This window comes from Amycolatopsis sp. 195334CR, from assembly GCF_017309385.1.
Classification (GTDB): domain Bacteria; phylum Actinomycetota; class Actinomycetes; order Mycobacteriales; family Pseudonocardiaceae; genus Amycolatopsis.
This window is the reverse complement of the sequence record NZ_JAFJMJ010000001.1, coordinates 3,121,770-3,146,989: the sequence shown is the minus strand read 5'-3', so window position 1 is coordinate 3,146,989 and position 25,220 is coordinate 3,121,770. Positions and strand designations below refer to the sequence as shown.

20 protein-coding genes are annotated in these 25,220 nt (G+C 68.6%); 3 read left to right on the top strand and 17 right to left on the bottom strand.

The features are described from left to right. Positions 1–45 precede the first annotated feature (45 nt). The gene (locus JYK18_RS15455) at positions 46–675 is read left to right on the top strand and encodes an NAD(P)H-dependent oxidoreductase (RefSeq protein ID WP_307795916.1); all 630 of its coding nucleotides are present in this window, start codon (positions 46–48) and stop codon (positions 673–675) included. Between the two features lie 17 nt (positions 676–692). Here JYK18_RS15455 and JYK18_RS15450 read toward each other — a convergent pair whose 3' ends face one another. From JYK18_RS15450 to rplJ, 17 genes are all read right to left on the bottom strand, one after another. Next, entirely contained in the window at positions 693–1,028 is a 336-nt protein-coding gene (locus JYK18_RS15450) for a hypothetical protein (protein WP_242579135.1), read from the bottom strand. Between the two features lie 20 nt (positions 1,029–1,048). Then, positions 1,049–1,531 (bottom strand): hypothetical protein, encoded by a 483-nt coding sequence (locus JYK18_RS15445; protein WP_206802730.1) that lies wholly within the window; start codon positions 1,529–1,531, stop codon positions 1,049–1,051. A gap of 109 nt (positions 1,532–1,640) precedes the next feature. Continuing rightward, positions 1,641–5,552, bottom strand: coding sequence for a DNA-directed RNA polymerase subunit beta' (locus JYK18_RS15440; RefSeq protein ID WP_206802729.1), 3,912 nt, complete (start codon positions 5,550–5,552; stop codon positions 1,641–1,643). Positions 5,553–5,676: 124 nt separating this feature from the next. Beyond that, entirely contained in the window at positions 5,677–9,186 is a 3,510-nt protein-coding gene (locus JYK18_RS15435) for a DNA-directed RNA polymerase subunit beta (protein WP_206802728.1), read from the bottom strand. Positions 9,187–9,747: 561 nt separating this feature from the next. Then, positions 9,748–10,851, bottom strand: coding sequence for a hypothetical protein (locus JYK18_RS15430; RefSeq protein ID WP_206802727.1), 1,104 nt, complete (start codon positions 10,849–10,851; stop codon positions 9,748–9,750). A 13-nt stretch (positions 10,852–10,864) separates the two neighbouring features. Continuing rightward, positions 10,865–11,443, bottom strand: coding sequence for a hypothetical protein (locus JYK18_RS15425; RefSeq protein ID WP_242579134.1), 579 nt, complete (start codon positions 11,441–11,443; stop codon positions 10,865–10,867). A 25-nt stretch (positions 11,444–11,468) separates the two neighbouring features. Then, a complete protein-coding gene (locus JYK18_RS15420) occupies positions 11,469–12,737 on the bottom strand; it encodes an MCE family protein (protein WP_206802726.1) in 1,269 nt (422 codons plus the stop codon). Further along, entirely contained in the window at positions 12,737–13,954 is a 1,218-nt protein-coding gene (locus JYK18_RS15415) for an MCE family protein (RefSeq protein ID WP_206804249.1), read from the bottom strand. The genes JYK18_RS15420 and JYK18_RS15415 overlap by 1 nt, the downstream gene beginning before the upstream one ends. A gap of 2 nt (positions 13,955–13,956) precedes the next feature. Then, positions 13,957–15,135 (bottom strand): MCE family protein, encoded by a 1,179-nt coding sequence (locus tag JYK18_RS15410; RefSeq protein ID WP_206802725.1) that lies wholly within the window; start codon positions 15,133–15,135, stop codon positions 13,957–13,959. Continuing rightward, the gene (locus JYK18_RS15405) at positions 15,132–16,118 is read right to left on the bottom strand and encodes an MCE family protein (protein WP_206802724.1); all 987 of its coding nucleotides are present in this window, start codon (positions 16,116–16,118) and stop codon (positions 15,132–15,134) included. Before JYK18_RS15405 ends, JYK18_RS15410 begins: the two co-directional genes overlap by 4 nt. Next, positions 16,115–17,143, bottom strand: a complete 1,029-nt coding sequence (locus JYK18_RS15400) for an MCE family protein (RefSeq protein ID WP_374195019.1) — start codon at positions 17,141–17,143, stop codon at positions 16,115–16,117. The genes JYK18_RS15405 and JYK18_RS15400 overlap by 4 nt, the downstream gene beginning before the upstream one ends. After that, the gene (locus JYK18_RS15395; RefSeq protein WP_206802723.1) at positions 17,140–18,471 is read right to left on the bottom strand and encodes an MCE family protein; all 1,332 of its coding nucleotides are present in this window, start codon (positions 18,469–18,471) and stop codon (positions 17,140–17,142) included. Before JYK18_RS15395 ends, JYK18_RS15400 begins: the two co-directional genes overlap by 4 nt. Then, positions 18,468–19,316, bottom strand: coding sequence for an ABC transporter permease (locus JYK18_RS15390; protein WP_242579132.1), 849 nt, complete (start codon positions 19,314–19,316; stop codon positions 18,468–18,470). Before JYK18_RS15390 ends, JYK18_RS15395 begins: the two co-directional genes overlap by 4 nt. 1 nt (position 19,317) lies before the next feature. Then, a complete protein-coding gene (locus JYK18_RS15385) occupies positions 19,318–20,109 on the bottom strand; it encodes an ABC transporter permease (RefSeq protein WP_113695839.1) in 792 nt (263 codons plus the stop codon). Further along, positions 20,106–21,269 carry an ABC transporter ATP-binding protein gene (locus tag JYK18_RS15380; RefSeq protein WP_206802722.1) on the bottom strand — a complete coding sequence of 388 codons (1,164 nt, stop codon included), beginning with the start codon at positions 21,267–21,269 and terminating at the stop codon, positions 20,106–20,108. The genes JYK18_RS15385 and JYK18_RS15380 overlap by 4 nt, the downstream gene beginning before the upstream one ends. Positions 21,270–21,488: 219 nt before the next feature. Beyond that, the gene (gene rplL / locus JYK18_RS15375; protein WP_153036041.1) at positions 21,489–21,875 is read right to left on the bottom strand and encodes a 50S ribosomal protein L7/L12; all 387 of its coding nucleotides are present in this window, start codon (positions 21,873–21,875) and stop codon (positions 21,489–21,491) included. 47 nt (positions 21,876–21,922) lie between these two features. After that, positions 21,923–22,474, bottom strand: a complete 552-nt coding sequence (rplJ, locus tag JYK18_RS15370; protein WP_206802721.1) for a 50S ribosomal protein L10 — start codon at positions 22,472–22,474, stop codon at positions 21,923–21,925. A gap of 588 nt (positions 22,475–23,062) precedes the next feature. On the opposite strand from rplJ, the gene JYK18_RS15365 reads away from it, so the two are divergent. Both JYK18_RS15365 and JYK18_RS15360 read left to right on the top strand, forming a co-directional pair. Continuing rightward, entirely contained in the window at positions 23,063–24,022 is a 960-nt protein-coding gene (locus tag JYK18_RS15365) for a hypothetical protein (protein WP_206802720.1), read from the top strand. Between the two features lie 78 nt (positions 24,023–24,100). After that, entirely contained in the window at positions 24,101–25,102 is a 1,002-nt protein-coding gene (locus JYK18_RS15360) for an ABC transporter substrate-binding protein (protein WP_206802719.1), read from the top strand. Positions 25,103–25,220 lie beyond the last annotated feature (118 nt).

Here is a 25,220-nt window from a genome sequence, read left to right as displayed (position 1 = left end):
AAAAGCAGGTTGTCACCTTCGTGGGGGTGGGGGCGTCAGGTGGGGGTGGCTTTGTTGCATCTGGACTCCAGCGCGCACCGTGCTGCCGAGTCGACCAGCCGTCAGCTCACCGCGGAGTTCGCCCGGCGCTGGCTCGCCCGGCATCGCGGTGCCGGTTACCGGTACCGGGATCTCGCGGCCGAGCCGGTCGCGCCGATCGGTGCGGCGTACTGCGCACTCGGCCGTCGCGTGGAACAGCACGGCATGGCGCCCGCCGAGGGCCTGATCGAGACCGCGGCCGAGCGCCGCGAGTGGGCGCTGACCCGGGAACTGGTCGACGAACTGCTGGCCAGCGACGTCCTCCTGATCGGCGCGCCGATGTACAACTACTCGGCGCCCGCCGCGCTCAAGGCGTGGATCGACCGGGTCAGCTTCCCCGGCGTGCTCGAGCTCGCGGACCTGCGGGTGGTCGTGGTGACCGCGTGCGGCGGCGCCTACGAGACCAGCGAGCGGGACTTCCTCACCCCGTACCTGCGGGCTTACTTCGGCAAACAGGGTGTGGTGAACCTCGAAATCGTCACGGCGGACCGGACCCTGGCCTGGCTCGTACCGGGCCGGGAACCCGACCGACCGGCCGCCGCCGAGTCACTCGCCGCGGCCCGGGCCCGCCTGATCCACCTGGCCGACACGGTCTGAACAGCGGGGGCAGGAGGTCAGTCGGTGGCGGCGGGGTGACCGGTGCTCGCGTGCTGCACCCAGATCGTGTGGGCGGCTTCGTCGACCAGGTACCAGACCCGGCCGCCGCCGGTGACCTCGAGTTGCCACATCGGGAGCACCCGGCCGCTGTGCCTGCCGGTGGCGAGGGTGCCTTTGAGCTGGTGGTGCCTGCTCGTGGGCTTCCCGGGACCGGCCCCGGGGTCCGACCGCATGGTCACCCAGGCGGCTCGTGTGTTGCCCGGTGCCTGCTGGCACAGGTCCTGCCAGCCCTTCACCGCCTCGTTGGTGCTGAACCGGACATCCCACTCGTCGCCGGTCGGCGGGGGTGCCACGCGGTCTCCGCGTTTCGGGCTCACTCCACCTCGCCGGGGGCGGGCACCAGGCCCAGATCGTCACCGTCGCGCTGGAGGATGGCGGCCAGCTCCGGGTCCGCGTGCACCTCGGCGGTGTGCCGCCAGGCCGCCACGAGATTCGCCACCGGCGCCGGGTTGCGCAGGGATTCGGCCGCCGCGAGCGTCTCCACCAGCTCGACGACGAACGCCCGCACGTCCTCCTTGGGCAGGAACCTCACCCAGGGAAAGGCCACCGGCACGACCTCGGTGGCCAGCGAACGAGCCTCGTCGTCGTGCTCCATCAGGGCGAGGAACATCTTGGTGGTCGCCGTGACCACCTCGGTCACCTGCGCCGCCCGCTCCTCGGTGACCAGCAGCAGGTCCGGCACGTCCTTGCCGCGACGGCGGATCCGCACCGAACGGGTCGCCGAACGCTCGACCTGTCCCACCACCTTGAGCGGCTGGTTGGACAGGTCCGAAAAGTTGACCTCCGACACCGGCATAGTTTCACACTACTTGCAAAGTCGTGGGATGTCATCCGCTGATCAGGGCCTGAACAGCGGAGAGCCCCCGCTCCCAACCAGGGAACGGGGGCTCTCGCGGTGGTACTGCTTACCGGAAGTCGCGACCGAAGTCGTAGTCGTCCAGTGGGACGGCGGCGCCGGTGCCGGTGCCGAACACGTCCGGGGTGTAGTAACCGTCGTCGTAGGACGGGATCGCGTAGGCGGCGACCCGTGCCTCCTCGGTCGGCTGCACCTGGATGTTCCGGTACTTGTTGATCCCGGTACCGGCCGGGATCAGCTTACCGATGATCACGTTCTCCTTGAGGCCCACGAGCTTGTCCGACCGGCCGTTGATGGCCGCGTCGGTCAGCACGCGGGTGGTCTCCTGGAACGACGCCGCCGACAGCCACGAGTCCGTGGTCAGCGAGGCCTTCGTGATCCCCATCAGCACCGGGCGACCCGAGGCGGGCTCGCCGCCCTCGGCCACCGCGGCCCGGTTCGTCGCCTCGAACTTGGTCCGCTCGGGCAGCTCACCCGGCAGGAAGTCCGTGGCACCGGAGTCGATGATCGTCACGCGGCGCAGCATCTGCCGCACGATGACCTCGATGTGCTTGTCGTGGATCGACACACCCTGCGCCCGGTACACCTTCTGGACCTCGTCCACCAGGTGCATCTGCGCCTCGCGGGGACCCATCACGCGGAGCACCTCGTGCGGGTCCGGCGTGCCCTCGAGCAGCTGCTGCCCGACCTTGACGTGGTCGCCGTCGCCCAGCGGGCCGTCCGGGGTGTTCGCCAGCCGCTGCCGCTTGGACAGCTTGTCGAACACGATCTCCTCCGACCCGTCGTCCGGGATCAGGGTGATCTTCCAGAACCGCTCGCTCTCCTCGATCCGCACGCGGCCGTCGACGTCGGCGATCGGCGCCTTGCCCTTCGGCACGCGGGCCTCGAACAGCTCCTGGACACGCGGCAGACCGGTGGTGATGTCGTCACCGGCGACGCCACCCTGGTGGAAGGTACGCATGGTCAGCTGCGTACCCGGCTCACCGATCGACTGGGCGGCCACGATGCCCACCGCCTCGCCGACGTCCACCAGCTGACCGGTCGCCATCGAGCGGCCGTAGCAGGTGGCGCAGATGCCGACGGCCGACTCGCAGGTCAGCACCGAGCGGACCTTGACCTTCGAGATCCCGCTGGAGACCAGCTTCTCGATGGCCGGGTCGCCGAGGTCGTCACCGGCGTTGAGCACCACGTTGCCGCTCGCGTCGGCCGCGTCGGCCGCCAGGGTCCTGGCGTAGACGCTGGTCTCCACGTGCTGGTCGCGGACCACCTTGCCGCCACCGATGTCCTCACCGATGATCATGTTGATGCCGCGGGTGGTGCCGCAGTCGATCTCGCGGACGATGACGTCCTGCGAGACGTCCACCAGACGACGGGTCAGGTAACCCGAGTCGGCGGTACGCAGCGCGGTGTCGGCCAGACCCTTGCGGGCACCGTGCGTGGCGATGAAGTACTCCGCCACCGACAGGCCCTCGCGGAAGTTCGCCTTGATCGGGCGCGGGATGTACTCACCCTTCGGGTTCGACACCAGCCCACGCATCCCGGCCAGCGACCGGACCTGGGTCATGTTGCCCGCCGCCCCGGACTTCACGATCACCGAGATCGGGTTGTCGTCGGGGAAGTGCGCCTCCATCACCTTGGCGACGTCCTCGGTCGCCTGGGTCCACACCTTCACCAGCTCGTTGTTGCGCTCGGCGTGCGAGAGCTGACCGCGCTGGTAGCGCTTCTCGACCTGGTCGGCCTTGCCCTCGTACTCCTCGAGGATGCCCTTCTTCTCGTCGGGCACCAGCACGTCGGAGATGGCGACGGTGACGCCGGACCGGGTGGCCCAGTAGAAACCGGCGTCCTTGAGGCGGTCCAGGGTCTGCGCGACCTGGGTCATCGAGTACCGCTCGGCGAGGTCGTTCACGATCGCGGCCTGCCGCTTCTTCGGCATCGGCTCGTTCACGAACGGGTAGTCCGCCGGCAGCAGCTCGTTGAACAGCACGCGGCCAAGGGTGGTCTCGGCCAGCCACGGCTTGCCGGGCTCCCAGCCCGCCTCGGCCAGGCGCGCCTCGTCGGCCTTGGCCGGCTGGCGGTCCTTGACCCGGATCTTGATCGGCGCGTGCAGGCTGATCGCCTTGCGGTCGAAGGCCATGATGGCCTCGGCCGGCGAGGAGAAGGCCTGCCCGGCGCCCTCGGCGTCCTCGGTGAGGCGGGTGAGGTGGAACAGCCCGGTCACCATGTCCAGACGCGGCATCGCCAGCGGGCGACCCGACGCCGGGGAGAGGATGTTGTTCGCCGACAGCATCAGGATGCGGGCCTCGGCCTGCGCCTCGGCCGACAGCGGCAGGTGCACCGCCATCTGGTCACCGTCGAAGTCCGCGTTGAACGCCTCGCAGACCAGCGGGTGCAGCTGGATGGCCTTGCCCTCGACCAGCTGCGGCTCGAAGGCCTGGATGCCGAGGCGGTGCAGGGTCGGTGCGCGGTTCAGCATCACCGGGTGGCCGGTGATGACCTCTTCGAGCACGTCCCACACCTGCGGGCGCGAGCGCTCCACCATCCGCTTGGCGGACTTGATGTTCTGCGCGTGGTTCAGGTCGACCAGCCGCTTCATCACGAACGGCTTGAACAGCTCCAGCGCCATGTCCTTCGGCAGACCGCACTGGTGCAGCTTCAGCTGCGGCCCGACGATGATCACCGAACGGCCGGAGTAGTCGACGCGCTTGCCGAGCAGGTTCTGGCGGAACCGGCCCTGCTTGCCCTTGAGCAGGTCGGACAGCGACTTCAGCGGGCGGTTGCCGGGACCGGTCACCGGGCGGCCGCGGCGGCCGTTGTCGAACAGCGCGTCGACGGCCTCCTGCAGCATCCGCTTCTCGTTGTTCACGATGATCTCGGGCGCGCCGAGGTCGATCAGCCGCTTGAGCCGGTTGTTCCGGTTGATCACGCGGCGGTACAGGTCGTTCAGGTCCGAGGTGGCGAAGCGGCCACCGTCGAGCTGCACCATCGGGCGCAGGTCCGGCGGGATGACCGGGACGGCGTCGAGCACCATGCCGCGCGGGTCGTTGCCGGTGACCTGGAAGGCCGCCACCACCTTGAGCCGCTTGAGCGCGCGGAGCTTCTTCTGCCCCTTGCCGTTGCGGATGGTGTCGCGCAGGTTCTCCGCCTCGGCGGCCACGTCGAACTCGGCGGCCAGCTTCTGGATGGCCTCCGCGCCCATGCCACCGGTGAAGTACTCGCCGTAGCGGTCGATCAGCTCGCGGTAGAGCAGCTCGTCGGCGATCAGCTGACGCGGCTCGAGCTTGGTGAAGGTGGTCCAGACCTCTTCGAGACGGTCCAGCTCACGACCGGCGCGGTCGCGGAGCTGGCGCATCTCGCGCTCGCCGCCCTCCTTGACCTTGCGGCGGACGTCGGACTTGGCGCCCTCCGCCTCCAGCTCGGCCAGGTCGGCTTCCAGCTTCTGCGCGCGGGCCTCGATGTCGGCGTCGCGCTTGAGCTCGAGGTTCTTGCGCTCGACACCGATCTCGTTCTCGAGCGTCGGCAGGTCGTTGTGCCGCAGCTCGGTGTTCACGCCGGTGATCACGTACGCGGCGAAGTAGATGATCTTCTCGAGGTCCTTCGGGGCCAGGTCGAGCAGGTAACCCAGCCGCGAGGGCACGCCCTTGAAGTACCAGATGTGGGTGACCGGGGCGGCGAGCTCGATGTGGCCCATCCGCTCGCGGCGCACCTTGGCGCGGGTCACCTCGACGCCGCAGCGCTCGCAGATGATGCCCTTGAAGCGGACCCGCTTGTACTTACCGCAGTAGCACTCCCAGTCGCGGGTCGGACCGAAGATCTTCTCGCAGAAGAGCCCGTCCTTCTCCGGCTTGAGCGTGCGGTAGTTGATGGTCTCCGGCTTCTTCACTTCACCGAAGGACCACTGGCGGATGTCGTCAGCGGTGGCGAGGCCGATCCGGAGCTCATCGAAGAAATTGACGTCCAGCACGTCGTTGCATCCCCTTGGGGTCTGTTCGGGGGTCTGGGGGTCGCTCCCCAGAGGGTCCCTGTGGCTAGAGGGGGTGGCTACCCGGCCGGTACCCGCGGGAGGCAGGTACCGGCCGGGCGCGCGGTCATTGAACGACGTCGTCCACCGAGGGCGACTCGTTGCGGGACAGGTTGATGCCGAGGTTCGCCGCGGCGCGCTCGAGGTCCTCGTCGTCGGAGTCCCGCATTTCGATCGCCGCACCGTCGGAGGACAGGACCTCCACGTTGAGGCAGAGCGACTGCAACTCCTTCAACAGCACCTTGAACGACTCCGGGATGCCCGGCTCCGGGATGTTCTCGCCCTTGACGATGGCTTCGTACACCTTCACCCGGCCGATCACGTCGTCCGACTTGATCGTCAGCAGCTCCTGCAGCGTGTAGGCCGCGCCGTAGGCCTGCATCGCCCAGCACTCCATCTCACCGAAGCGCTGGCCACCGAACTGCGCCTTACCACCCAGCGGCTGCTGGGTGATCATCGAGTACGGGCCGGTGGAGCGGGCGTGGATCTTGTCGTCGACCAGGTGGTGCAGCTTCAGGATGTACATGTAGCCGACCGAGACCGGGTACGGGAACGGCTCGCCGGAGCGGCCGTCGAGCAGCGTGGCCTTGCCGTTCTGCTTGACCATGCGCTCGCCGTCGCGGTTGGGCTTGGTCGCCGACAGCAGACCCGTCAGCTCCTCCTCCTTGGCGCCGTCGAACACCGGGGTCGCGGTGTTCGTGCCCGGGTCCACGTCGTGCAGTTCGGCGGGCAGGTTCTTCGCCCAGTCGGGGTTGCCCTCGACCTTCCAGCCCTGCGAAGCCAGCCACCCGAGGTGCAACTCGAGGATCTGGCCGATGTTCATACGACGCGGCACACCGTGCGTGTTCAGCACCACGTCGACCGGGGTGCCGTCCTCCATGAACGGCATGTCCTCGACCGGGAGGATCTTGCCGATGACGCCCTTGTTGCCGTGGCGGCCGGCGAGCTTGTCGCCGTCCTGGATCTTGCGCTTCTGCGCCACGTAGACGCGGACCAGCTCGTTGACGCCCGGGGGCAGCTCGTCGTCGTCCTCGCGGGAGAACACCCGGATGCCGATGACCTTGCCGGTCTCGCCGTGCGGCACCTTCAGCGAGGTGTCGCGCACCTCGCGGGCCTTCTCGCCGAAGATCGCGCGGAGCAGGCGCTCCTCCGGGGTCAGCTCGGTCTCACCCTTGGGCGTGACCTTGCCGACCAGGATGTCGCCGTCGCGGACCTCGGCACCGATCCGGATGATGCCGCGCTCGTCGAGGTCGGCCAGGACCTCCTCGGAGACGTTCGGGATGTCCCGGGTGATCTCCTCGGCACCGAGCTTGGTGTCGCGGGCGTCGATCTCGTGCTCTTCGATGTGGATCGAGGTGAGCACGTCGTCCTGCACGAGGCGCTGCGACAGGATGATCGCGTCCTCGTAGTTGTGGCCCTCCCACGGCATGACCGCGACGAGCAGGTTCTTGCCGAGCGCCATCTCACCGTTCTCGGTGGACGGGCCGTCGGCGATGACCTGACCCTGCTCGACCCGGTCGCCCTCGTTCACGATCGGGCGGTGGTTGAAGCAGGTGCCGTGGTTGGAGCGGCGGAACTTGTACAGCCCGTAGCTCTTCCGCGTGCCGTCGTCGTGCATGATCGTGATCAGGTCGGCGGAGAGCTCCTCGACCACGCCCGCCTGCTCGGCGACGAGCACGTCACCGGCGTCGACCGCGGCCCGCAGCTCCACCCCGGTGCCGACCAGCGGCGCCGAGTTGCGCAGCAGCGGCACGGCCTGGCGCTGCATGTTCGCGCCCATCAGCGCGCGGTTCGCGTCGTCGTGCTCGAGGAACGGGATCATCGCCGTCGCGACCGACACCATCTGGCGCGGCGAGACGTCCATGTAGTCCACGTCCAGCGGGTCGATCAGCTCGACCTCGCCGCCCTTCTTCCGGACCATGACGCGGTCCTCGAGGAAGTTGCCCTCGTTGTCGATGACGGCGTTGGCCTGGGCCTTGACGAACCGGTCCTCCTCGTCCGCGGTCAGGTAGTCGACCTGGTCGGTGACCCGGCCCTCGACCACCTTGCGGTACGGGGTCTCGATGAACCCGAACGGGTTGACCCGCGCGTAGGAGCACAGCGAGCCGATCAGGCCGATGTTCGGGCCTTCCGGCGTCTCGATCGGGCACATCCGGCCGTAGTGCGACGGGTGGACGTCGCGGACCTCCATGCCGGCGCGCTCACGGGACAGACCGCCGGGGCCGAGCGCCGACAGGCGGCGCTTGTGGGTCAGCCCGGACAGCGGGTTGTTCTGGTCCATGAACTGCGACAGCTGCGAGGTGCCGAAGAACTCCTTGATCGCCGCCACCACCGGGCGGATGTTGATCAGGGTCTGCGGGGTGATCGCCTCGACGTCCTGGGTGGTCATCCGCTCGCGGACGACGCGCTCCATGCGGGACAGGCCGACCCGGATCTGGTTCTGGATCAGCTCGCCGACGGTGCGCAGGCGGCGGTTGCCGAAGTGGTCGATGTCGTCGGTCTCGACCGGGATCGTCTGGTCGCCGACGGTCATCTTGTCCTCGCCGGCGTGCAGCCGGACCAGGTACTCGATGGTGGAGACGATGTCCTCTTCGGTCAGCGTCCCGGTGTCGTACGGCGTGGTCAGGCCCAGCTTCTTGTTGACCTTGTACCGGCCCACCTTGGCCAGGTCGTAGCGCTTGTCCTTGAAGAACAGGTTCTCCAGCAGGGTCTGCGCGCTCTCCTTGGTCGGCGGCTCGCCCGGGCGCAGCTTGCGGTAGATGTCGAGCAGGGCCTCGTCGGTGCCCGCGGTGTGGTCCTTCTCCAGGGTCGCCATCAGCGTCTCGGAGAAGGAGAAGCGCTCGCGGATCGCCTCGGTGGTCCAGCCCAGCGCCTTCAGCAGCACGGTGACCGGCTGGCGGCGCTTGCGGTCGATGCGGACGCCGACGGTGTCGCGCTTGTCCACGTCGAACTCGAGCCACGCGCCGCGGCTCGGGATGATGCGGGTGCTGAAGACGTCCTTGTCGGTGGCCTTGTCGACGCTGGAGTCGAAGTAGACACCGGGCGAGCGGACCAGCTGGGACACCACGACACGCTCGGTGCCGTTGATCACGAAGGTGCCCTTGTCGGTCATCACCGGGAAGTCACCCATGAAGACCGTCTGGCTCTTGATCTCGCCGGTGTTGTTGTTGACGAACTCGGCGGTGACGAACAGCGGCGCCGCGTACGTCATGTCCTTGTCCTTGCACTCCTCGACCGAGGCCTTGACCTCGTCGAAGCGCGGGTCGGAGAAGGAGAGGGACATGGAGCCGGAGAAGTCTTCGATCGGGGAGATCTCGTTGAGGACCTCCTCCAGACCGCCGACCGGGTTCTCTTCGCCTTCCTCGACGCGGCGTTCGAACCACGCCTCGTCGCCGGTGAACCATTCGAATGACCGGATCTGCACGTCCAGCAGGTTCGGGGTGCTCAGCGGCTCGCGGATCTTCGCGAAGGACACCCGCTTGGGGGCGCCGGGGATTCCCGAGAGCTCTGGAGACTCCGAAGCAGATACAGCCGAGGTGGTCGCAGCAGTGGCCTGGTTCGCGGGAGAGACTGCCAAGATGCGTCCTTCCAGGGACAATGAGCGGCTGACAGACGCGCTAGCAGGGCGTAACACGGACTGTCAAGGGTGCGGTGGTGCCGACCATCCTAGCTGCCTGCTTCGGGCAGCCTGAAAGAGGGCAGCGCAAAGAAGCAGTCTAGCCCCGAAGGCCGCGCTTGTCGAGGGGGCACGCCCGACGGGGGCCCAGCCTCATTCGCCTGCCTTCCACGACGCCGGTTTCCCGGTGTCCACCGGCCCTGCCCTCCCGCACGAGGCGGGCCGTTGGGAGTAAGCGTGACCCCCCGGAGACCGCGAGTCAAGATGCCACTCCCGCCAGGAGGCCAAACCGCAGGTTCGCGGGCGGATTTTCCGCCGGATGGCGGAGCGTGCAGCCCCCTTGTGCACAGAGTCACAAGCTCGCGGCGTGCTCCCACCAGGCCTTTAACCCGCCTCGACCGGCTTTTGCCCGCAGAAGCAGGTCGCGCCGGGGGCGGTTCGGGGGGTGTCACGAATGTGGCTTTCGAGACGCGTGGGGTCTCGAAAGCCACCTTCGTGACGGTTGGACACGGGCCTCGGGGGTCAGTTCCCCGGGGCGGGTGGGGCGCCCGGGGCCGGGGCCGGCTGGGTGGGCTGCGCCGGCTGGCCGCCCGAGTAGGTGTTCAGGTCGGTGATCTTCCACTTGCCGTCGCGCAGCTCGGTGGTGAACCACATCTGGGCGCCACCGGCCGAGGTCTGGTTCTGCGCGGTCCGGGTGGAGGTCTGGTCGGCGGAGACCATCACCTTGGCGCGGTCGCCGTCCAGCAGCACCACCGCGCTGCGGGTGACCTTCATGGTCACCACCATCTTCTGCTCCGGCGCGAGGCGCTTCACCTCGCCCATGAAGCCGTTGTACTTCTGCCGGACCTCGTCGTTGACCAGCAGGTCGTTGGCGGCGTTCTCGGTCTTGGCGATGTCGTTGAAGTCGTAGGAGAACAGCGCCTCGGCCGCACTCGTCACGGCCTGCTTGACCTGCGCGGTCTTCGCCACGTCGAGCAGGGCGGTGTTGTCCGTGGAGGCGGAGACCTCGCTCTCCTCGATCTTGAACCAGACCGCGAGCCCGGCGAAGACCACGGCGGCCACCAGCAGCAGCGCGATCAGCGCGCCACCACGCTTCCGCGGGGAAAAGACGGTCGCGGCGACGGGCTCGTCCTCGGCGGCGAGCTCCTCGGCCTCGGCTTCGGAGGACGGCTTGCGGACGCCGGTGTCGCGCGCCTTGGGCCGCGGGCTCGGCTTCGCCGCCTTGGCCGGGGCCTCGGCAACCTCGGACTCGGCAGCCTCGGACTCGGTCGTCTCGACCCCAGCCACCTCGGCCTCGGCCCCCTTGGCCCCAGCGACCTCGTCCTCGGCGGACTCAGCGTCGGCGGCCTCGGGCTCAGCGGCCTCCGGCTCGGCCACCGGCGACTCGACGGCCGCGGTGGTCTCCGCGGTCTCGACAGCCTCGGTGGCCTCGGTGGTCTCGGCCCCCACGACCTCCGTGGCCTCGGGCTCGACGGGCTCCACGGGAGCGGGCGCCGGGCGCGGCTTCGGGCTGGGCCGGTTCAGGGACTGGGTCTCGGACTCCGCGCCGGGCCTGCGGATGCCGGCCACCTTGGGCCGCCGCACCGGGGTGCTGCCGGGGCGGGGCGGCTGGCGACGGTTGGCCATCAGTACAAGCTCCTCACTGCTGTCCAGCGCCGACGACGGGAACGTTGCCGATGCTCGACAGCTTCCACTCGTCACCGACCCTGGTCATCTCGATCTCCACGCGCAGCGACTTGACGCCCTTCTGGTCGCCCTGGGTCACCTCCGTGGACAGCGCCACCAGGCAGGTCGCCTTGCCCTCGTGCTCGTTCAGCTCCTCCACCGCGATGTCCTGCACGGTGGACACCACCACGGTCTTCGCCTGGCTGATCGCCTCGCGGAACTTGCCCTCGGACTGGCGGGCCTGCTCCTGGATCGTGCCGGTGGACAGCTCCTGCTGCTTCTGGAAGTACTGGTCGAGGTTGTTGTAGTCGAACTCGGTGAACGCCTTCACCGCGGCCGTCCCGGCGACCAGCACCTCGTCCCGCGCCTGGGCCAGCTCGGCGTCGTCCCCGGTGGCCGCGAAGACCCACTGGGCGCCGAAGATCGCGGCGGCCAGGAAGGCCGCGGTGGCCAGCGCCGCCGCGCCCAGCAGCAGCGGCCGCGAACGGTCCCGCGGCCCGGGGGTCTTGTCCACGACCTCGTCGGTCGTCACCGCGTCCTGCTCCGAATCCATAACTCTCCAGACGAAATGCGGTTGCTCAGCCGGGCAGGCCGAACAGCGAGGGCAGGCTGGTCAGGCTCAGCCCCGGGCTGCCGGCGATCCCGGGCACCCCGCGCAGCGCGGCCAGCTCCTCCTGCGAGCGGTTGGCGTTGGCCTTCAGCTCCTCGTCGGACGGCACCACCGGCACCCCGTTGTACGGCGCGTTCTGCGAACCGCGGACGTTGATCGGGCTGCCCTTGGGTTCCGCACAGTACGCATCGCCCTTCGCCGGGCGCGGGGTGAGGTCCTCGGGCCGGTTCCCGGTGCGGAACTCGTCCACGTCCCGGTAGCCCTTGGTGCACGACGGCGGGTCGAACAGGTTCAGCGCCAGCCCGAGGTGCGCGGTGCCGTCGTTCGGCGCCACCGTCTGCGCGCCCACCGACAGCAGCGGGTAGGTGACCAGCCCCTGCTCCAGCCCGTCCAGCCGGGTGACCAGCAGGTTCGACGTGGTGAGCAGGTTCGCCACCACGGCGCCGAGCCCCGGCCCGGTCTCCTGCACCACCTCGCTGATCTGGGTCGCCACCTGCGGGGTCACCCCGATCACCTTCCGGAGGTCGCCGTCGGAGTTCTTCAGCGTCTCCGACAGCTTGTTCAGGTCCCCGCTGAACGAGGCGAACGACCCGGCCAGGTCGTTCTGCGTCTCCAGCACCTTGCCGCCCTGCTCCAGCAGGTTGACCGTCTCCGGCAGGTTGTCCTGCGCGGCCCTGGTGAAGTCGCGGGCGGTGTCCATCAGCACCTGGAGGTCGTCCCCGGTGCCCTGGAAGGCGTCGTACGACTCGTCGACCACGGTGCGCAGCGCGTCGGTGGGCACCGAGGAGGCCAGGCTGTCCAGATCGCCGAGCACCTGGTCGGTGGGCACCGGGGTGACCGCGCGCTCGGCCGGGATCACCGAGTCCTGCGCCAGGAACGGCCCGTTCTCGTTCTTCGGCCGGAGGTCGACGAACTGCTCCCCGACCGCGGACCGGTTGACCACCATCGCCTGCAGGTCCGACGGGATCTGCGGCATGTCCGGTTCGATGTTCAGCTCCGCCTGCAACCCGCGCTCGGTCAGCGACAGCTCGCCGACCCGGCCCACGTTGTAACCGCGGTAGGTGACCTCGGCGTTGGTGAAGATGCCGCCGCTGGAGCTGAGCTCCAGGTGCACGGTGTAGCCGCCCTGGCCGAACACCCGGCCCACGTCGGTGAACCGGAACAACGCGTACACGATGGACAGCACGGCGATCACGAAGAAGGCCACCAGCTGCAGCTTCGTCTTGCGCACCAACATCAGCCGGCACCTCCCGAGAGCACGTCGAAGATGCCGCCGACGCCGGTCTGCTGCGGGGCCGGGGCCTGCCCGCCGGTCGGCGCGGCGGGCGCGCCGGTGCCGAGCGGGGTGGAGGTCGGCAGCGGCAGCAGCGGGGGCGCGTTCGGGTCGACCCCGTTCTGCCCGCCGGTCAGGCCGAGGCCCTCGGGCAGGATGTCCTGCAGCGGGTTCTGCCTGCTGCGGCCCAGGTTCGCCAGCACCTCGTTGAGGTTCAGGTCGATCTTGGCGTACAGGTTGAAGTAGTCGCCCTTCACGCCGTCGACGGCCGCGTCGCTGAACGGGAAGGTCAGCAGCAGCTCCAGCGCCTTCGGCAGGTCGTTGCCCGCCTCACCGAGCTTCTGCAGCGTCGGCTGCAGCGCCTTGAGGTTGGCGACCAGGTCCTCCTGGCTCTTGTTCACCGTGTCGGTGGCGACGCCGGACAGGTCGTTGAGCGCCTGCAGCATGGTGACCAGCTGCCCGCGCTGGTCCTCCAGCGCCTTCAGCCCCGGCCCGAGGTTGTCCAGCGCGCCGGCGATCTGGTCGCGCTGACCGTTCAAAGTGGACGAAAGCCGGTTCAGCCCGTCGAGCGCCCTGGTGATGTTGGACGACTGCTCGTCCAGGCTGGTGACCAGGTCGTTGGCGTTGTTGAGCAGGTTCTTCAGGTCCGGCGCGCGGCCCTCGGTGGCCGCGTTCAGCTCCTTGGTGATGGTGTTGAGCTGCTCCACGCCACCGCCGTTGAGCAGCATGGACAGCGCGCCGAGCACCTCCTCCACCTCGACGTTGCGGTTGGTCCGCTCGACCGGGATGAGCATGCCGTCGGCCAGCCGTTCCTGCGCCTTCGCCTCGGCGGGCGGGCTCAGCTCGACGTACTTCTCGCCGAGCAGACTCGACTGCCGCAGGTTCGCCAGCGCGTTCGACGGCAGTTCCACGTTGCCGTTGACCAGCACGCTGACCTCGGCGGTCCAGCCGTCCGGTGCCAGCCCGATGCTCTCCACCCGGCCGACCGGCACCTCGTTGAGCTTCACCCCGGCCTGCGGGATCAGGTCGAGCACGTCCCGGAACTGCACCTTCACCGTGTACGGGTGGTCGCCGAGGTCGGCGCCGCCGGGCAGCGGGATGTCGTAGATGCCGGTGAACCCGCAGCCGGACAGGGTCACCGCGGTGACCGCACCGAGCGCGGCGAAGGCCGTCCGCTTCAGCTTCACTGGGCCCCTCCCGACATCACGTCGACCAGCGGCAACGGCAACGGCGGTGCCTCGCCCTTCTTGGCCGCGGCCACCACCTGCGCCACCGAGGGCAGCGGCAGCGCGCCGTCGAGCACCGGCTGCAGGCCCTTGCACAGGTCCCCGACCACGTCGAGCTGGTCCGGGGTCTGCTTGAGCAGGTTGCACACCATCAGCACCGGCGGCTGGGTCAGCTCGTTCAGGTTCGCGCGCGCGTCGAGCGTGCCGGAGGAGGCGTTGTAGGTGTTGACCAGGTTGCCCAGCGCCACCGGCGCCACGTCCAGGATCTCGGCCAGCGCGCCGCGCTGGTCCACCAGCGTCCTGGTGATGCTGGCCAGCTTGTCCACATTGGACTTGAGCTTGTCGCGGTTCTTCTCCACGAAGCCCTGCACCTGCTCCAGCGTCGGGCCCAGCTGCTGGACCGTCTCGGCCAGGTTGCCGCGCTCGTCGGCGAGGAAGCCGGTGACGTCGGCGAGCTGGCGCTCGAACTCGCGGATCTGGCCGTCGCTGTTGGCCAGCGTGGTGGAGAAGTCGCCCAGGTTGCGGACGGTGGCGAACAGGTCGTCCTTGTTGCCGGCCAGCGTGCCGGAGGCCTGGCCGAGGCGGGTGATGGTGTCGTGCAGCGCCTGGCCGTTGCCGTCGAAGTTGTCGGCGAGCGTGGTCAGCAGGGTGTTCAGCGAGCCGTCCTTGTTCACCCCGTTCGGGCCCAGCGACTGGCTGACCCGGCTGAGGCTGGCGTAGAGGTCGTCCACCTCGAGCGGCACCGCGGTGCGCTCGATCGGGATGGTCGCGCCCTCCTCGATCACCGGCCCGCCGGTGTGCGCCGGGGTCAGCTGCACGTACCGGTCGCTGACCAGCGACGGCGACACGATCACCGCCTGCGCGTCGGCGGGCACGGCGACCGCGCGGTCGTACTCCATGGTCACCCGGACCCGGTCGCCCAGCGGCTCGACCTTCTCCACGGTGCCCATCTGCACGCCGAGCATGCGCACGCTGTTGCCCTCGTACAGGCCGACCGCGGTGGGGAACCAGGCGGTCAGGTGCTTGCGGCCCGGGTCCTTCAGCGTCCACCACAGGCCACCGGCCACCAGCAGCGCCAGCACGCAGGCCACGCTCAGCCAGCGGGCCACGTTCATTCCGAAGCGGGTATCGGTCATTTCGCGTTGCACCCGTCTTCGTTGATCGGGCCGACGGACGGCAGCAGCAGGCCGCAGATGTAGTTGTCGAACCAGCGCCCGTTGCCGATGGTGTTGTTGAAGACCCGGATGAACGGGGCGAACTCGCGCAGGCCGGCGGCCAGCGAGTCCTGGTTGCGCTGCAGCATCGAGGTGAGCTGGTCGAGCTGGGTGAGCACCGGGTCCAGCTGCGCGTCGTTGTCGTCGATCAGGCCGCGCAGCTCGGTGGACAGCGTCTTGGTGCCCTCCAGCAGCTTGCTGATCGCCTCCTTGCGCTTGCCCACTTCGTCAAGCAGCTTGTTGCCGTCCTGGATCAGCTTGGTCACTTCGGCGTCGCGGTCGACCAGGGTCTGGCTGACCTGCTTGGTGTTGGACAGCAGCTGGGCCAGCTGGTCGTCGCGCTTGGCGATGGTGTCGGACAGCTCGGACAGCCCCGACAGCGCGCCCTTCACGTCGTCCGGGGTGTCGGAGAAGGTCTCCGAGAGCACGTCGAAGCTCTTCGCCAGCTGGGTGGTGTCGATCTCGTCGACCGTGCTGGACAGCCCGCGGAAGGCCTCCAGCACGTCGTACGGCGAGGCGGTCCGCTCGCGCGGGATGGCCACGCCGGGGTCGAGCACCTCGTCGCCGATCGGGTCGAGCGCCAGGTACTTCTGCCCGAGCAGGGTCTTCAGCTTGATCGCCGCGCTGGTCTTGTCACCCAGCCAGGCGTCCTTGACCTTGAACGAGACGCGGACCTTGTCCCCGGCCAGCTCGATGTCGGACACCGCGCCGACCTTGACCCCGGCGATCCGGACCTCGTCGTCGGGCACCAGCCCGGCCGCCTCGCCGAACTCGGCGGTGTAGCTGGTGCCGCCGCCGATCACCGGCAGGTCCTCGGAGTTCAGCGCGGCGAGCACGCCGAGCACGATCACCGCGATCCCGGCGAGCGCGATGGGAATGGGGTTGCGTTGCTGGAAGCTCTTCATGCGCCACACCGCTCCCGGTTGACCGGCGCGATCGGCACGTTGATCGGCTGGCTGATCAACGGCGGCAGCGCCACGCTGCCGGTGACCTCGCAGGCGAAGAAGTTGAACCACGAACCGTAGTCGGCGGTCCGGCTCAGCGTGGACACCTTGTACGGCAGGAACTGGATGAAGTGCTCCACCACCGGCTCGTTCTCGTTCAGGTTCTCGGTCAGCGTGCCCAGCGCGGCGATGTCGTTCTTCAACGGCTCACGGGCCTCGCTGAGCAGCCCGGAGGTGGTCTCGGCGAGCCCGCCGAGCGAGTCGATCGCGTCCCCGATCGGCTTGCGGTCCTCGGCCAGGCCGGAGACCAGCCGCTGCAGCGTGGCGATCAGGTCGGACAGCTGCGGGGTGCGCTGGTTGATCGTGTCCAGCACGCCGTTGAGATTGGTGATCACCTCGCCGATCACCTGGTCCTTCTCGGCGATCGTGCTGGTCAGCGACGCGGTGTGGGCGAGCAGGCTCTCCACCGTGCCGCCTTCTCCCTGCAGAACCTGGATGACCTGGTAGGACAGCTTGTTCACGTCCTCCGGGTTCAGCGCGCGGAACAACGGCTTGAACCCGTTGAACAGCTCGGTCAGGTCCAGGGCCGGCTTGGTGCGCTCCAGCGGGATGTTGCCGCCCTCGGGCAGCAGGTCGCCGGGGGTGCCGGTGCCCTGGGCGAGCGAGATGTAGCGCTGGCCGACCAGGTTCCGGAACTTGATCGTCGCGGTCACCCCGGCGGGCAGCCTGCGCCCGGCGTCCACCTCGAACTCGACCTCGGCCTGGCGCCGGTCCACGATCCGCACGTCGGACACCTGGCCGACGCGGACCCCGGCGATGCGCACGTCGTCGTTGGGCAGCAGCAGCGTGGCGTCGGTGAACCGCGCGGTGTACTTCGCCGTGCTGGTCAGGTTCAGGTTGGCGATGCTGATGCCGAGCACGGCGGTGAACAGCACGGTGATCACGATGAAGACGATCAGTTTGACCAGTGATCCGGTCACCTTCACTTGAAGGTCACCTCCGCCCCGCGGTACAGCGGTCCCACCAGCAATCCGCTCCAATCCGGCACCTGCGCGGCGTCCACGCCGGTCTGCATGCCCACCAGCTCGTTCAGGAAGCGCTGCTCCGCCGGGCTGTACGCCAGGTCACCGCCGGACGCGCCACCGCCGACGCCGACCGCGTTCGCCGCGTTGCTCGGCGGCAGCAGCCCGTCGTTCTGCGACCGGGCCGGCGGCGGGTGCACGCTGCCGTCGTCGATCGGGCCGTCCGGCGGGTGCTGCGGGAACGGGATCGGGAACTGCTTCATGTCGTAGCACCGCGGACCGCGCTTGTCGTTGAACTCCGGCTCGTCCTGGCCCGGCTTGTACGGCCCGCGGTTCACCGTGATCTCGATGGTGGCGTGCAGGCCCGGCTGGCTGGTGCCCTTGCCCAGCGCCTTGTCCACCTTCGGCACGGTGTCGGCCATCTGCCCGATCACGCACGGGTACTCGGGCGCGTACTTGGCCAGTAGCTCCGCGGTCGGACGGGCGGTCTCGCCGAGCGCGATCAGGTTCGACTTGTTCGCCGCGAGGAACGAACCGAGGTCCACCGACGCGTTGGTCACGTTCGCGTACAGCGCCTCGAGGTTCGGCTTCTGCTCGGCGATCGTGCCGGTGGTGGTGGTCAGGTTGTCCAGCGCCTGCACCAGTTCCGGGGCGCTGTCGGCGAAGTTGTCGGAGAACTTCGCCAGTTCCTGGAGGTTGCGCTGGAGGTCGGGCAGGTGCGGGTTCAGGTCGCCGACGTACTGGCCGAGTTCGCTCAGCGTCTCGCCGAGCGGTTCACCGCGGCCCTGCAGCGCGCTGGAGATCGCGGTGAGCGTGGTCGACAGCTTCTGCGGCTGGACCGCCTGCAGCACCGGCAGCAGGTGCTCGAAGGCCTGCGACAGCTCGACCGCGCTGGAACTGCGGTCCTGCGGGATCACGTCCCCGTCGGCGATCTTGGTGGCGGTCGGGTTCTCCGGGATCTCCAGCGAGACGAACCGCTCGCCGAACAGGGTCTTCGGCAGGAACCTCGCGGAGACGTCGGCCGGGATCAGCTGCGCCGACTCCGGCAGCAGCTCCAGGGTCAGCTCGGACCCGTTCGCCGTGGGGGCGATGTCGGAGACCACCCCGACGATCAGCCCGCGCACCTTGACGTCGGACTGCTTGGCCAGCTGGTTGCCCACCTTGTCGGCCTGCAGCTTGACGTGCACGAAGGAGCTGAACGCCTTGTTGTACATGGCGATGCTGAGGGTGACCCCGCCGATCATCACCACGATGAAGGCGAGCCCCAGCAGCCGCTTGCGAATCGTGCTCATCCCGCGATCCTCACCGTGGTCGTGGTCCCCCAGATGGCGAACCCGATGAAGAAGTTCACGATCGCCACGGTGACGATCGTGGTCCGCACCGCGCGGCCGACCGCCACGCCGACGCCGGCCGGGCCGCCGCTGGCGCGGTAGCCGTAGTAGCAGTGCGACAGGATGATGATCACCGCGAAGATGAGCACCTTGACGAACGAGATGAACACGTCTTCGGGTGGTAGGAACAGGTTGAAGTAGTGGTCGTAGGTGCCCGCCGACTGGCCGTAGAAGTACACCGTGACTATTCGCGAGCCGAGGTACGACATCAGCAGGCCGATGATGTACAGCGGGATGACCGCGATGAAGCCGGCGATGATCCGGGTGGTCACCAGGTAGGGCAGGCTCGGCACGCCCATCACTTCCAGCGCGTCGATCTCCTCGGAGATGCGCATCGCGCCGAGCTGCGCGGTGAAACCGGCGCCGACGGTGGCCGAGAGCGCGAGCCCGGCGACCAGCGGCGCGATCTCGCGGGTGTTGATGTAGGCCGAGGCGAACCCGGCGAAGGCCGCGGTGCCGATCTGGTCCAGCGCGGCGAAGCCCTGGAGGCCGACCACCACACCGGTGAACACGGTCAGGCCGACCATCACGCCGACCGTGCCGCCGATCACGGCCAGCGCGCCGGAGCCGAAGCTCACCTCGGCGAGCAGCCGCATCGTCTCCTTCATGTACTTGCGCAGCGACTGCGGGATCCACGCCAGCGCGCGAAGGTAGAACGACAGCTGGTCCCCGAGCTGGTCGAGCAGGCCGAGCGGGGCGTTCACCGCGCGGCGCGCGCCCTGGCCGATGGTGTGGCGAAAGGCCATGTCAGCTCCCCTTCGCCGGAACGACCTGCAGGTAGAGCAGGGTGAGGATGAAGTTGACGAAGAACAGCAGCAGGAAGGTGATCACCACGGCCTGGTTCACCGCGTCGCCGACGCCCTTCGGCCCCGGCGGCGGGTTCAGCCCGCGGTAGGCGGCCACCACGCCGGCGATGAAGCCGAAGATCAGCGCCTTCAGCTCGCTGATCCACAGGTCGGGCAGCTGGGCAAGGGCGGAGAAGCTGGCCAGGTAAGCACCCGGGGTACCGCCCTGCAGCACCACGTTGAAGAAGTACCCGCCGAGCACGCCGATCACGCTGACCACGCCGTTGAGCAGGACCGCGACCAGCATCGAGGCGAGCACGCGCGGCACGATCAGCCGCTGCACCGCGGAGACGCCCAGCACCTCCATCGCGTCGATCTCCTCGCGGATGGTGCGAGCGCCGATGTCCGCGCAGATCGCCGAACCACCGGCGCCGGCCACCAGCAGCGCGGTGACGATCGGCGCGGCCTGCTGGATGATCGCCAGCACGCTGGCCGCGCCGATGAACGACTGCGCGCCGAGCTGGGTGATCAGCGAGCCGAGCTGCAGCGCGACCAGCGCGCCGAACGGGATGGCGACCAGCGCCGTCGGCAGGATCGTGACGCTGGCGATGAACCACGACTGCTGGATGAACTCGCGTACCTGGAACGGGCGCTGGAAGATCCCGCGGATGACGTCGAGGCCGAGCGCGAAGAGCTTCCCGGTCTCGCGGAGCATCCCGATCCCGGGGATCTTGGCGGAAGTGGCCGAACTCATGTACCGCCCTGCCTGGGATCACGCGATCGGGGTTCGGACCAGCCGCTCTGCGGCATGCTGGCCACCTGGTCCGCGGGCAGCTGACCGCGGTGCTGGTTGGGCGGCTGCCCCTGGTACTGCGGGGGTTGCTGCGGTCTGGCGCCGACCAGCCGGTGGGGGTGCACGCCGTAGTGCTGCTGCTCCTCCGGGGAGAGCGACTCGATGACCTTCTCCTGCGCGGCCGCGGGCAGCGTGTGGAGGTTGCGCATCACGCGGTCCTGGCGGCGGCGGGCGCCCATGCGCTCCGGCAGGCCGGGGGTGGGCTGCATCTGGGGCGGCACGCCGCGCACGTCCTCGACGCCACCGGCGTGGTGCCCGGCGTCGAACATCGCCTTCTCGGCGGCGATGGTGGCGGAGTCCTTTTCCTCGCTCATCCCGATCGGGCCGTCCATCCGGCCGTTCAGGAACTGCTTGACCACCGGTTCCTCACTGGTCAGCAGCACCTCGCGCGGGCCGAACATGACCAGTTCCTTGCGGAAGAGCATGCCGATGTTGTCCGGCACCGTGCGCGCCAGGTTGATGTTGTGCGTGACGATCAGGAAGGTGGCGTCGATCTGCGTGTTCACGTCGATGAACAACTGGCTGATGTAGGTGGTGCGCACCGGGTCGAGGCCGGAGTCCGGCTCGTCGACCAGGATGATCTCCGGGTCCAGCACCAGTGCGCGGGCCAGCCCGGCGCGTTTGCGCATACCGCCGGAAATCTCGCCGGGGAGCTTTTTCTCCGCACCGGCCAAACCGGTCATCTCGAGCTTTTCCAGCACGATCCGCTTGATCTCGGTTTCCGACTTCTTGGTGTGCTCGCGAAGCGGGAAAGCGACGTTGTCGTAGAGGTTCATCGAGCCGAAGAGCGCGCCGTCCTGGAACAGCACGCCGAACAGCTTGCGGGTCTCGTACAGCTTCGACTCCGAGCACCGGACGATGTCGACGCCGTTGATCGTGCAGCTGCCGCGTTCCGGCTTGAGCAGCCCGATCATCGACTTCAGGAACACCGATTTGCCGGTACCCGACGGGCCGAGCAGGACGGAGACCTCGCCTGGCGGCAGGGTCAGTGACACGTCCCGCCAGATGGCCTGCCTTCCGAAGGACTTCGTCAGACCCTCGACGACCACCTCGGCACCCATCGCACCTCCAGGAGCAGTCTTCATTGTCGGCTCTTGCAACCCACCCTGGTGTAGCAACGAGCAGGCCGGACACAGGTTACTCACGAGTTTTCCCCGGCGGGCGGGGTCGGGCGCGGTGGCAGCACCGTAGCCCATCAGGGGGAATCGCGCAGCAAATAGCGGAAGGGGCGGGCACCTCGCGGTGCCCGCCCCTTCCGGCAGTACTGGGTCAGCCCAGGATCACTTGAGCGAGATCTTCGCGCCCGCGCCCTCGAGCTTCTCCTTGGCGGCCTCGGCGGCCTCCTTGTCGACCTTCTCCAGGATGGCCTTGGGCGCGCCCTCGACCAGCTCCTTGGCCTCCTTCAGGCCCAGGCCGGAGACGACCTCGCGGACCACCTTGATGACCTGGATCTTCTTGTCACCGGCGGACTCGAGCACGACGTCGAACTCGTCCTGCTCCTCGGCGGCGGCCGGCGCGGCGGCACCCGGGGCGGCGGCGACCACGGCGGCCGGGGCGGCCGCGGTGACGTCGAAGGTCTCCTCGAACTGCTTCACGAACTCGGACAGCTCAAGCAGCGTCAGCTCCTTGAAGGCGTCGAGCAGTTCTTCGGTGCTCAGCTTCGCCATGATGGCGTTCCTCTCTGGATGTGAACTCTAGAGTTCAGGGGTTGATTTCAGCTTTCGGCAGGTGCTTCGCCCGCGCCGCCCTCTTCGCCCTTGCGCTTCTCTTCGAGCGCGGCGGCGAGCCGGGCGACCTGGGAAGCCGGCGCCTGGAAGAGCGCGGCGGCCTGGGACAACTTGGCCTTGAACGCGCCGGCGGCCTTGGCCAGCAGCACCTCGCGGCTCTCGAGGTCCGCCAGGCGGTTGATCTCGGAGACGCTGAGGGGCTTGCCGTCCATGTAGCCGCCCTTGATGACAAGGGCGCTGTTGTCCTTCGCGAAGTCACGGAGCGCCTTCGCGGCGTCGACCGCTTCACCTTCGACGAAGGCGATCGCGGTCGGGCCGACGAAGAGGTCATCCAGACCCTGGACACCGGCTTCCTGCGCAGCGCGCTGGACGAGGGTGTTCTTCGCGACGCGGTACTTGGCACTGGAGCCGAGAGCGACACGCAGCTGCGACAGCTGGGCGACGGAGAGGCCGGTGTACTCGGTGACAACGGTGGCCGAGCTCGTACGGAACCTGTCCGCGATCTCGGCGACGGCCGTCACCTTGTCGGGCTTCGCCATGGTCGCCTCCTCTCTTGGCTAGTTGACCGCTCGGGTGGAGGAACCCCGGAATGGAAAAACGCCCCAGCGCAGACAGGCGCGGGGCGTCACAGGTCGCGTAGGGGCGGCCAAGCCTCGTTCCTCCTGCGCGGGCCGCCCGCCACTCCGTGGGGGACCTTCGTTCCCCGGGCTTGACGCCCGGAGAAGACCAGCGGTCTTCGGTAGAACCGCCGACAACTATACGACCCGCCTGCGAGCCCCCCACACCCACCCCACCCGAACAGCCAAAACCACCTTCCGCGGGCAAACGGGCGACCCCCGGAGACCTGCTTCTGCGGGCAGAAGCAGGCGACCGCCGGAGACCTGCTTCTGAGGGCAGACGCAGGTTGAGCGGGTGAACCTGCTTTACCCCGCAGAAGCCGGTCGGGCGGGCAGACCTGCCTTTCACAGGCAGAAGCCGGTCAGGCGAGTGGACCCGCTTCTCCCCGCAGAAGCCGGTTGACCGCCGGGACCTGCTTTTGCCCGCAGAAGCAGGTCCCCGCGGCGTCACCCGGCTTTTGCCCGCTAAAGCAGGGTGGCGGGCAGACGGGGCGCGGGTGGACCGGCATCATGGGTCACGTGGCGGACCAGCGTGGAGAAGAGCACCCCGGGGCCGAGGTCGAACCTGCCCGCCGGGCGGAGCCGGCCCCCCAGCCGCCGGCCGATCCGGAGCAGTTGCGCCAGTTCCAGCAGTTTCAGCAATTCCAGGAGTTCCTCAAGTTCTCTGAGGCACAGAAGGCCCAGCAAGCCCAGCAACCGGGCAGCGAGCTGACCCAGCAGCCGTCGTCCGGCCTGGCCCCGCAGTCACCCCTCGAGTCGACCCAGCCACCGCTGCCCCAGCCCAGCCACCAGCCGCTACCCCAGCCGAGTCAGCAGTCACTGCCTCAGCCCAGTCATCAGCAGTTGCCCCAGCCGAGCCAGCAGTGGCTTCCCGCGCAGCCACCCCAGCCGCCACCACCGCCCAAGGTCGCGGTGCCGCGGTGGCTGAAGCGCTTCGGCGCCAAGTTGCTGAGCGCCTTCCTCCTGCTCATCGTGCTGCTGATCGCGGGCAAGCTCGCCTACAACCATTTCTTCGGCACCGGCGATGAAGATGACCGGCCAGCAGCGGAGACCGGTGGCGGCAACTATCAGGAACGCCCCCTGCTCGCGCCGACACCTTTCGAGTCGGTACGCGGTGTCTACGACGCGATAGCGCAGAACGACCCGACCGACGCCTGCAATCTCTTCGACGAAAAGGCTCGGCAGGAGTTCGCGGTCAACATGGGTTACCCGGACTGCAAAGCCGCCGCCGGGGCCTTGAACATTCAGGTCGAGCACGACAACGACTACGCAGAGTCCATCCAGAAGCGGTCCAACGTGCCCATCCAGAGCACCATGCGGATCAGCTCCTGCGACTACACGGTGAAGGGTGGCCCCTCGCTCGGCGCCTTCACCGTGAAGGAAGTCCAGCACAGCCAGTGGCTGATCATCGGACACGAGAAGGAGCCCAACCCGTGTCCGCCCAAGCCGAGCGCCCCGCCGTCCAACTGACGCTCGTCACACCCTGTCCACATCAGACAGCCTTCGCGTTTAGGGTAGCTTCACCTAACTCAACGGAGGTTGTTCCAAGTGCGTAGAAAGACGCTGGTGGCGACGGTCGCCGTCGCTCTGGTGGGGTTGACGGCGTGTGGTGGGGGCGGCGATCAGGCCGCCGCGCCGGGAGGCTGGTCCTTCACCGACGACCGCGGGACCACGGTGACCGCGGCCGGGACGCCCCAGCGGATCGTCGCCCAGGTTTCGTCGGCGGCGGCCCTGAAAGACTTCGGGGTGAAGGTGACCGGCACCTTCGGTCCGCTGGTCCGCCCCGACGGCACGGTCGAACCGGAGGCGGGGAGCCTGGTCCCGGCCGAGGTCACCGACGTCACCGGCCAGGCCTACGGCACGCTCAACCTCGAACGCCTCGCGTCGCTGAAGCCGGAACTGCTGGTCAGCGGCAAGTACGCCGAGTTCCCCGGCCTCTGGCACCTCGAGGAGGACCAGGAGAAGCGCGCGCTCGAACTCACCCCGACCGCGGGCATCGTGCAGTCCGGCGCCGACCTGCCCAAGACGATCTCGCGCTATAAGGACCTCGCCCGCAGCCTCGGCGCCGACGTCGAATCGGCGCAGGTCAAGGCGGATGAGCAGGCCTTCCAGGCAGCCGCCCAGCGGGTCAAGGACATCGGCGCGCGGATGAAGGCGGAGAACCGCAGCATCGTGGCGATCGGCGGGTTGCCGGACCAGTACTTCGTGGTGGTCCCCGCCCGCAACCCCGACCTCGCGTACTACACGGAGGGCCTCGGCCTGCCGATCAAGACGCCGGACAACCCGGACGCCACCGGCGGCGGCTACTTCGAGACGCTGTCGTGGGAACGGGCGGACAAGTACCAGGGCGACCTGCTGATGTGGGACACGCGCCCGGCGTCGATCCCGCCCGCGCAGCTCAAGGCCAACCCGGTGTTCGCCGCGATGCCCGCCGCCGCGAACGACCGCTTCGTCGAATGGGATGCCGTCGCGCCGCTGAGCTACGCCAGTTACGCGAAGATCATGAACAAGCTCGCGGACCAGCTCGAGGCCAAGCTGGCCACGCTTTAGCCCGCGAAAGCCGCTCCCGCCCGCCGACCTGCTTTAGCCCGCAGAAGCAGGTCAGGCGGGCGAACCTGCCTTTGCCCGCAGAAGCCGCATCGGTGGGTGGGCCTGCGTTTGCCTGCGG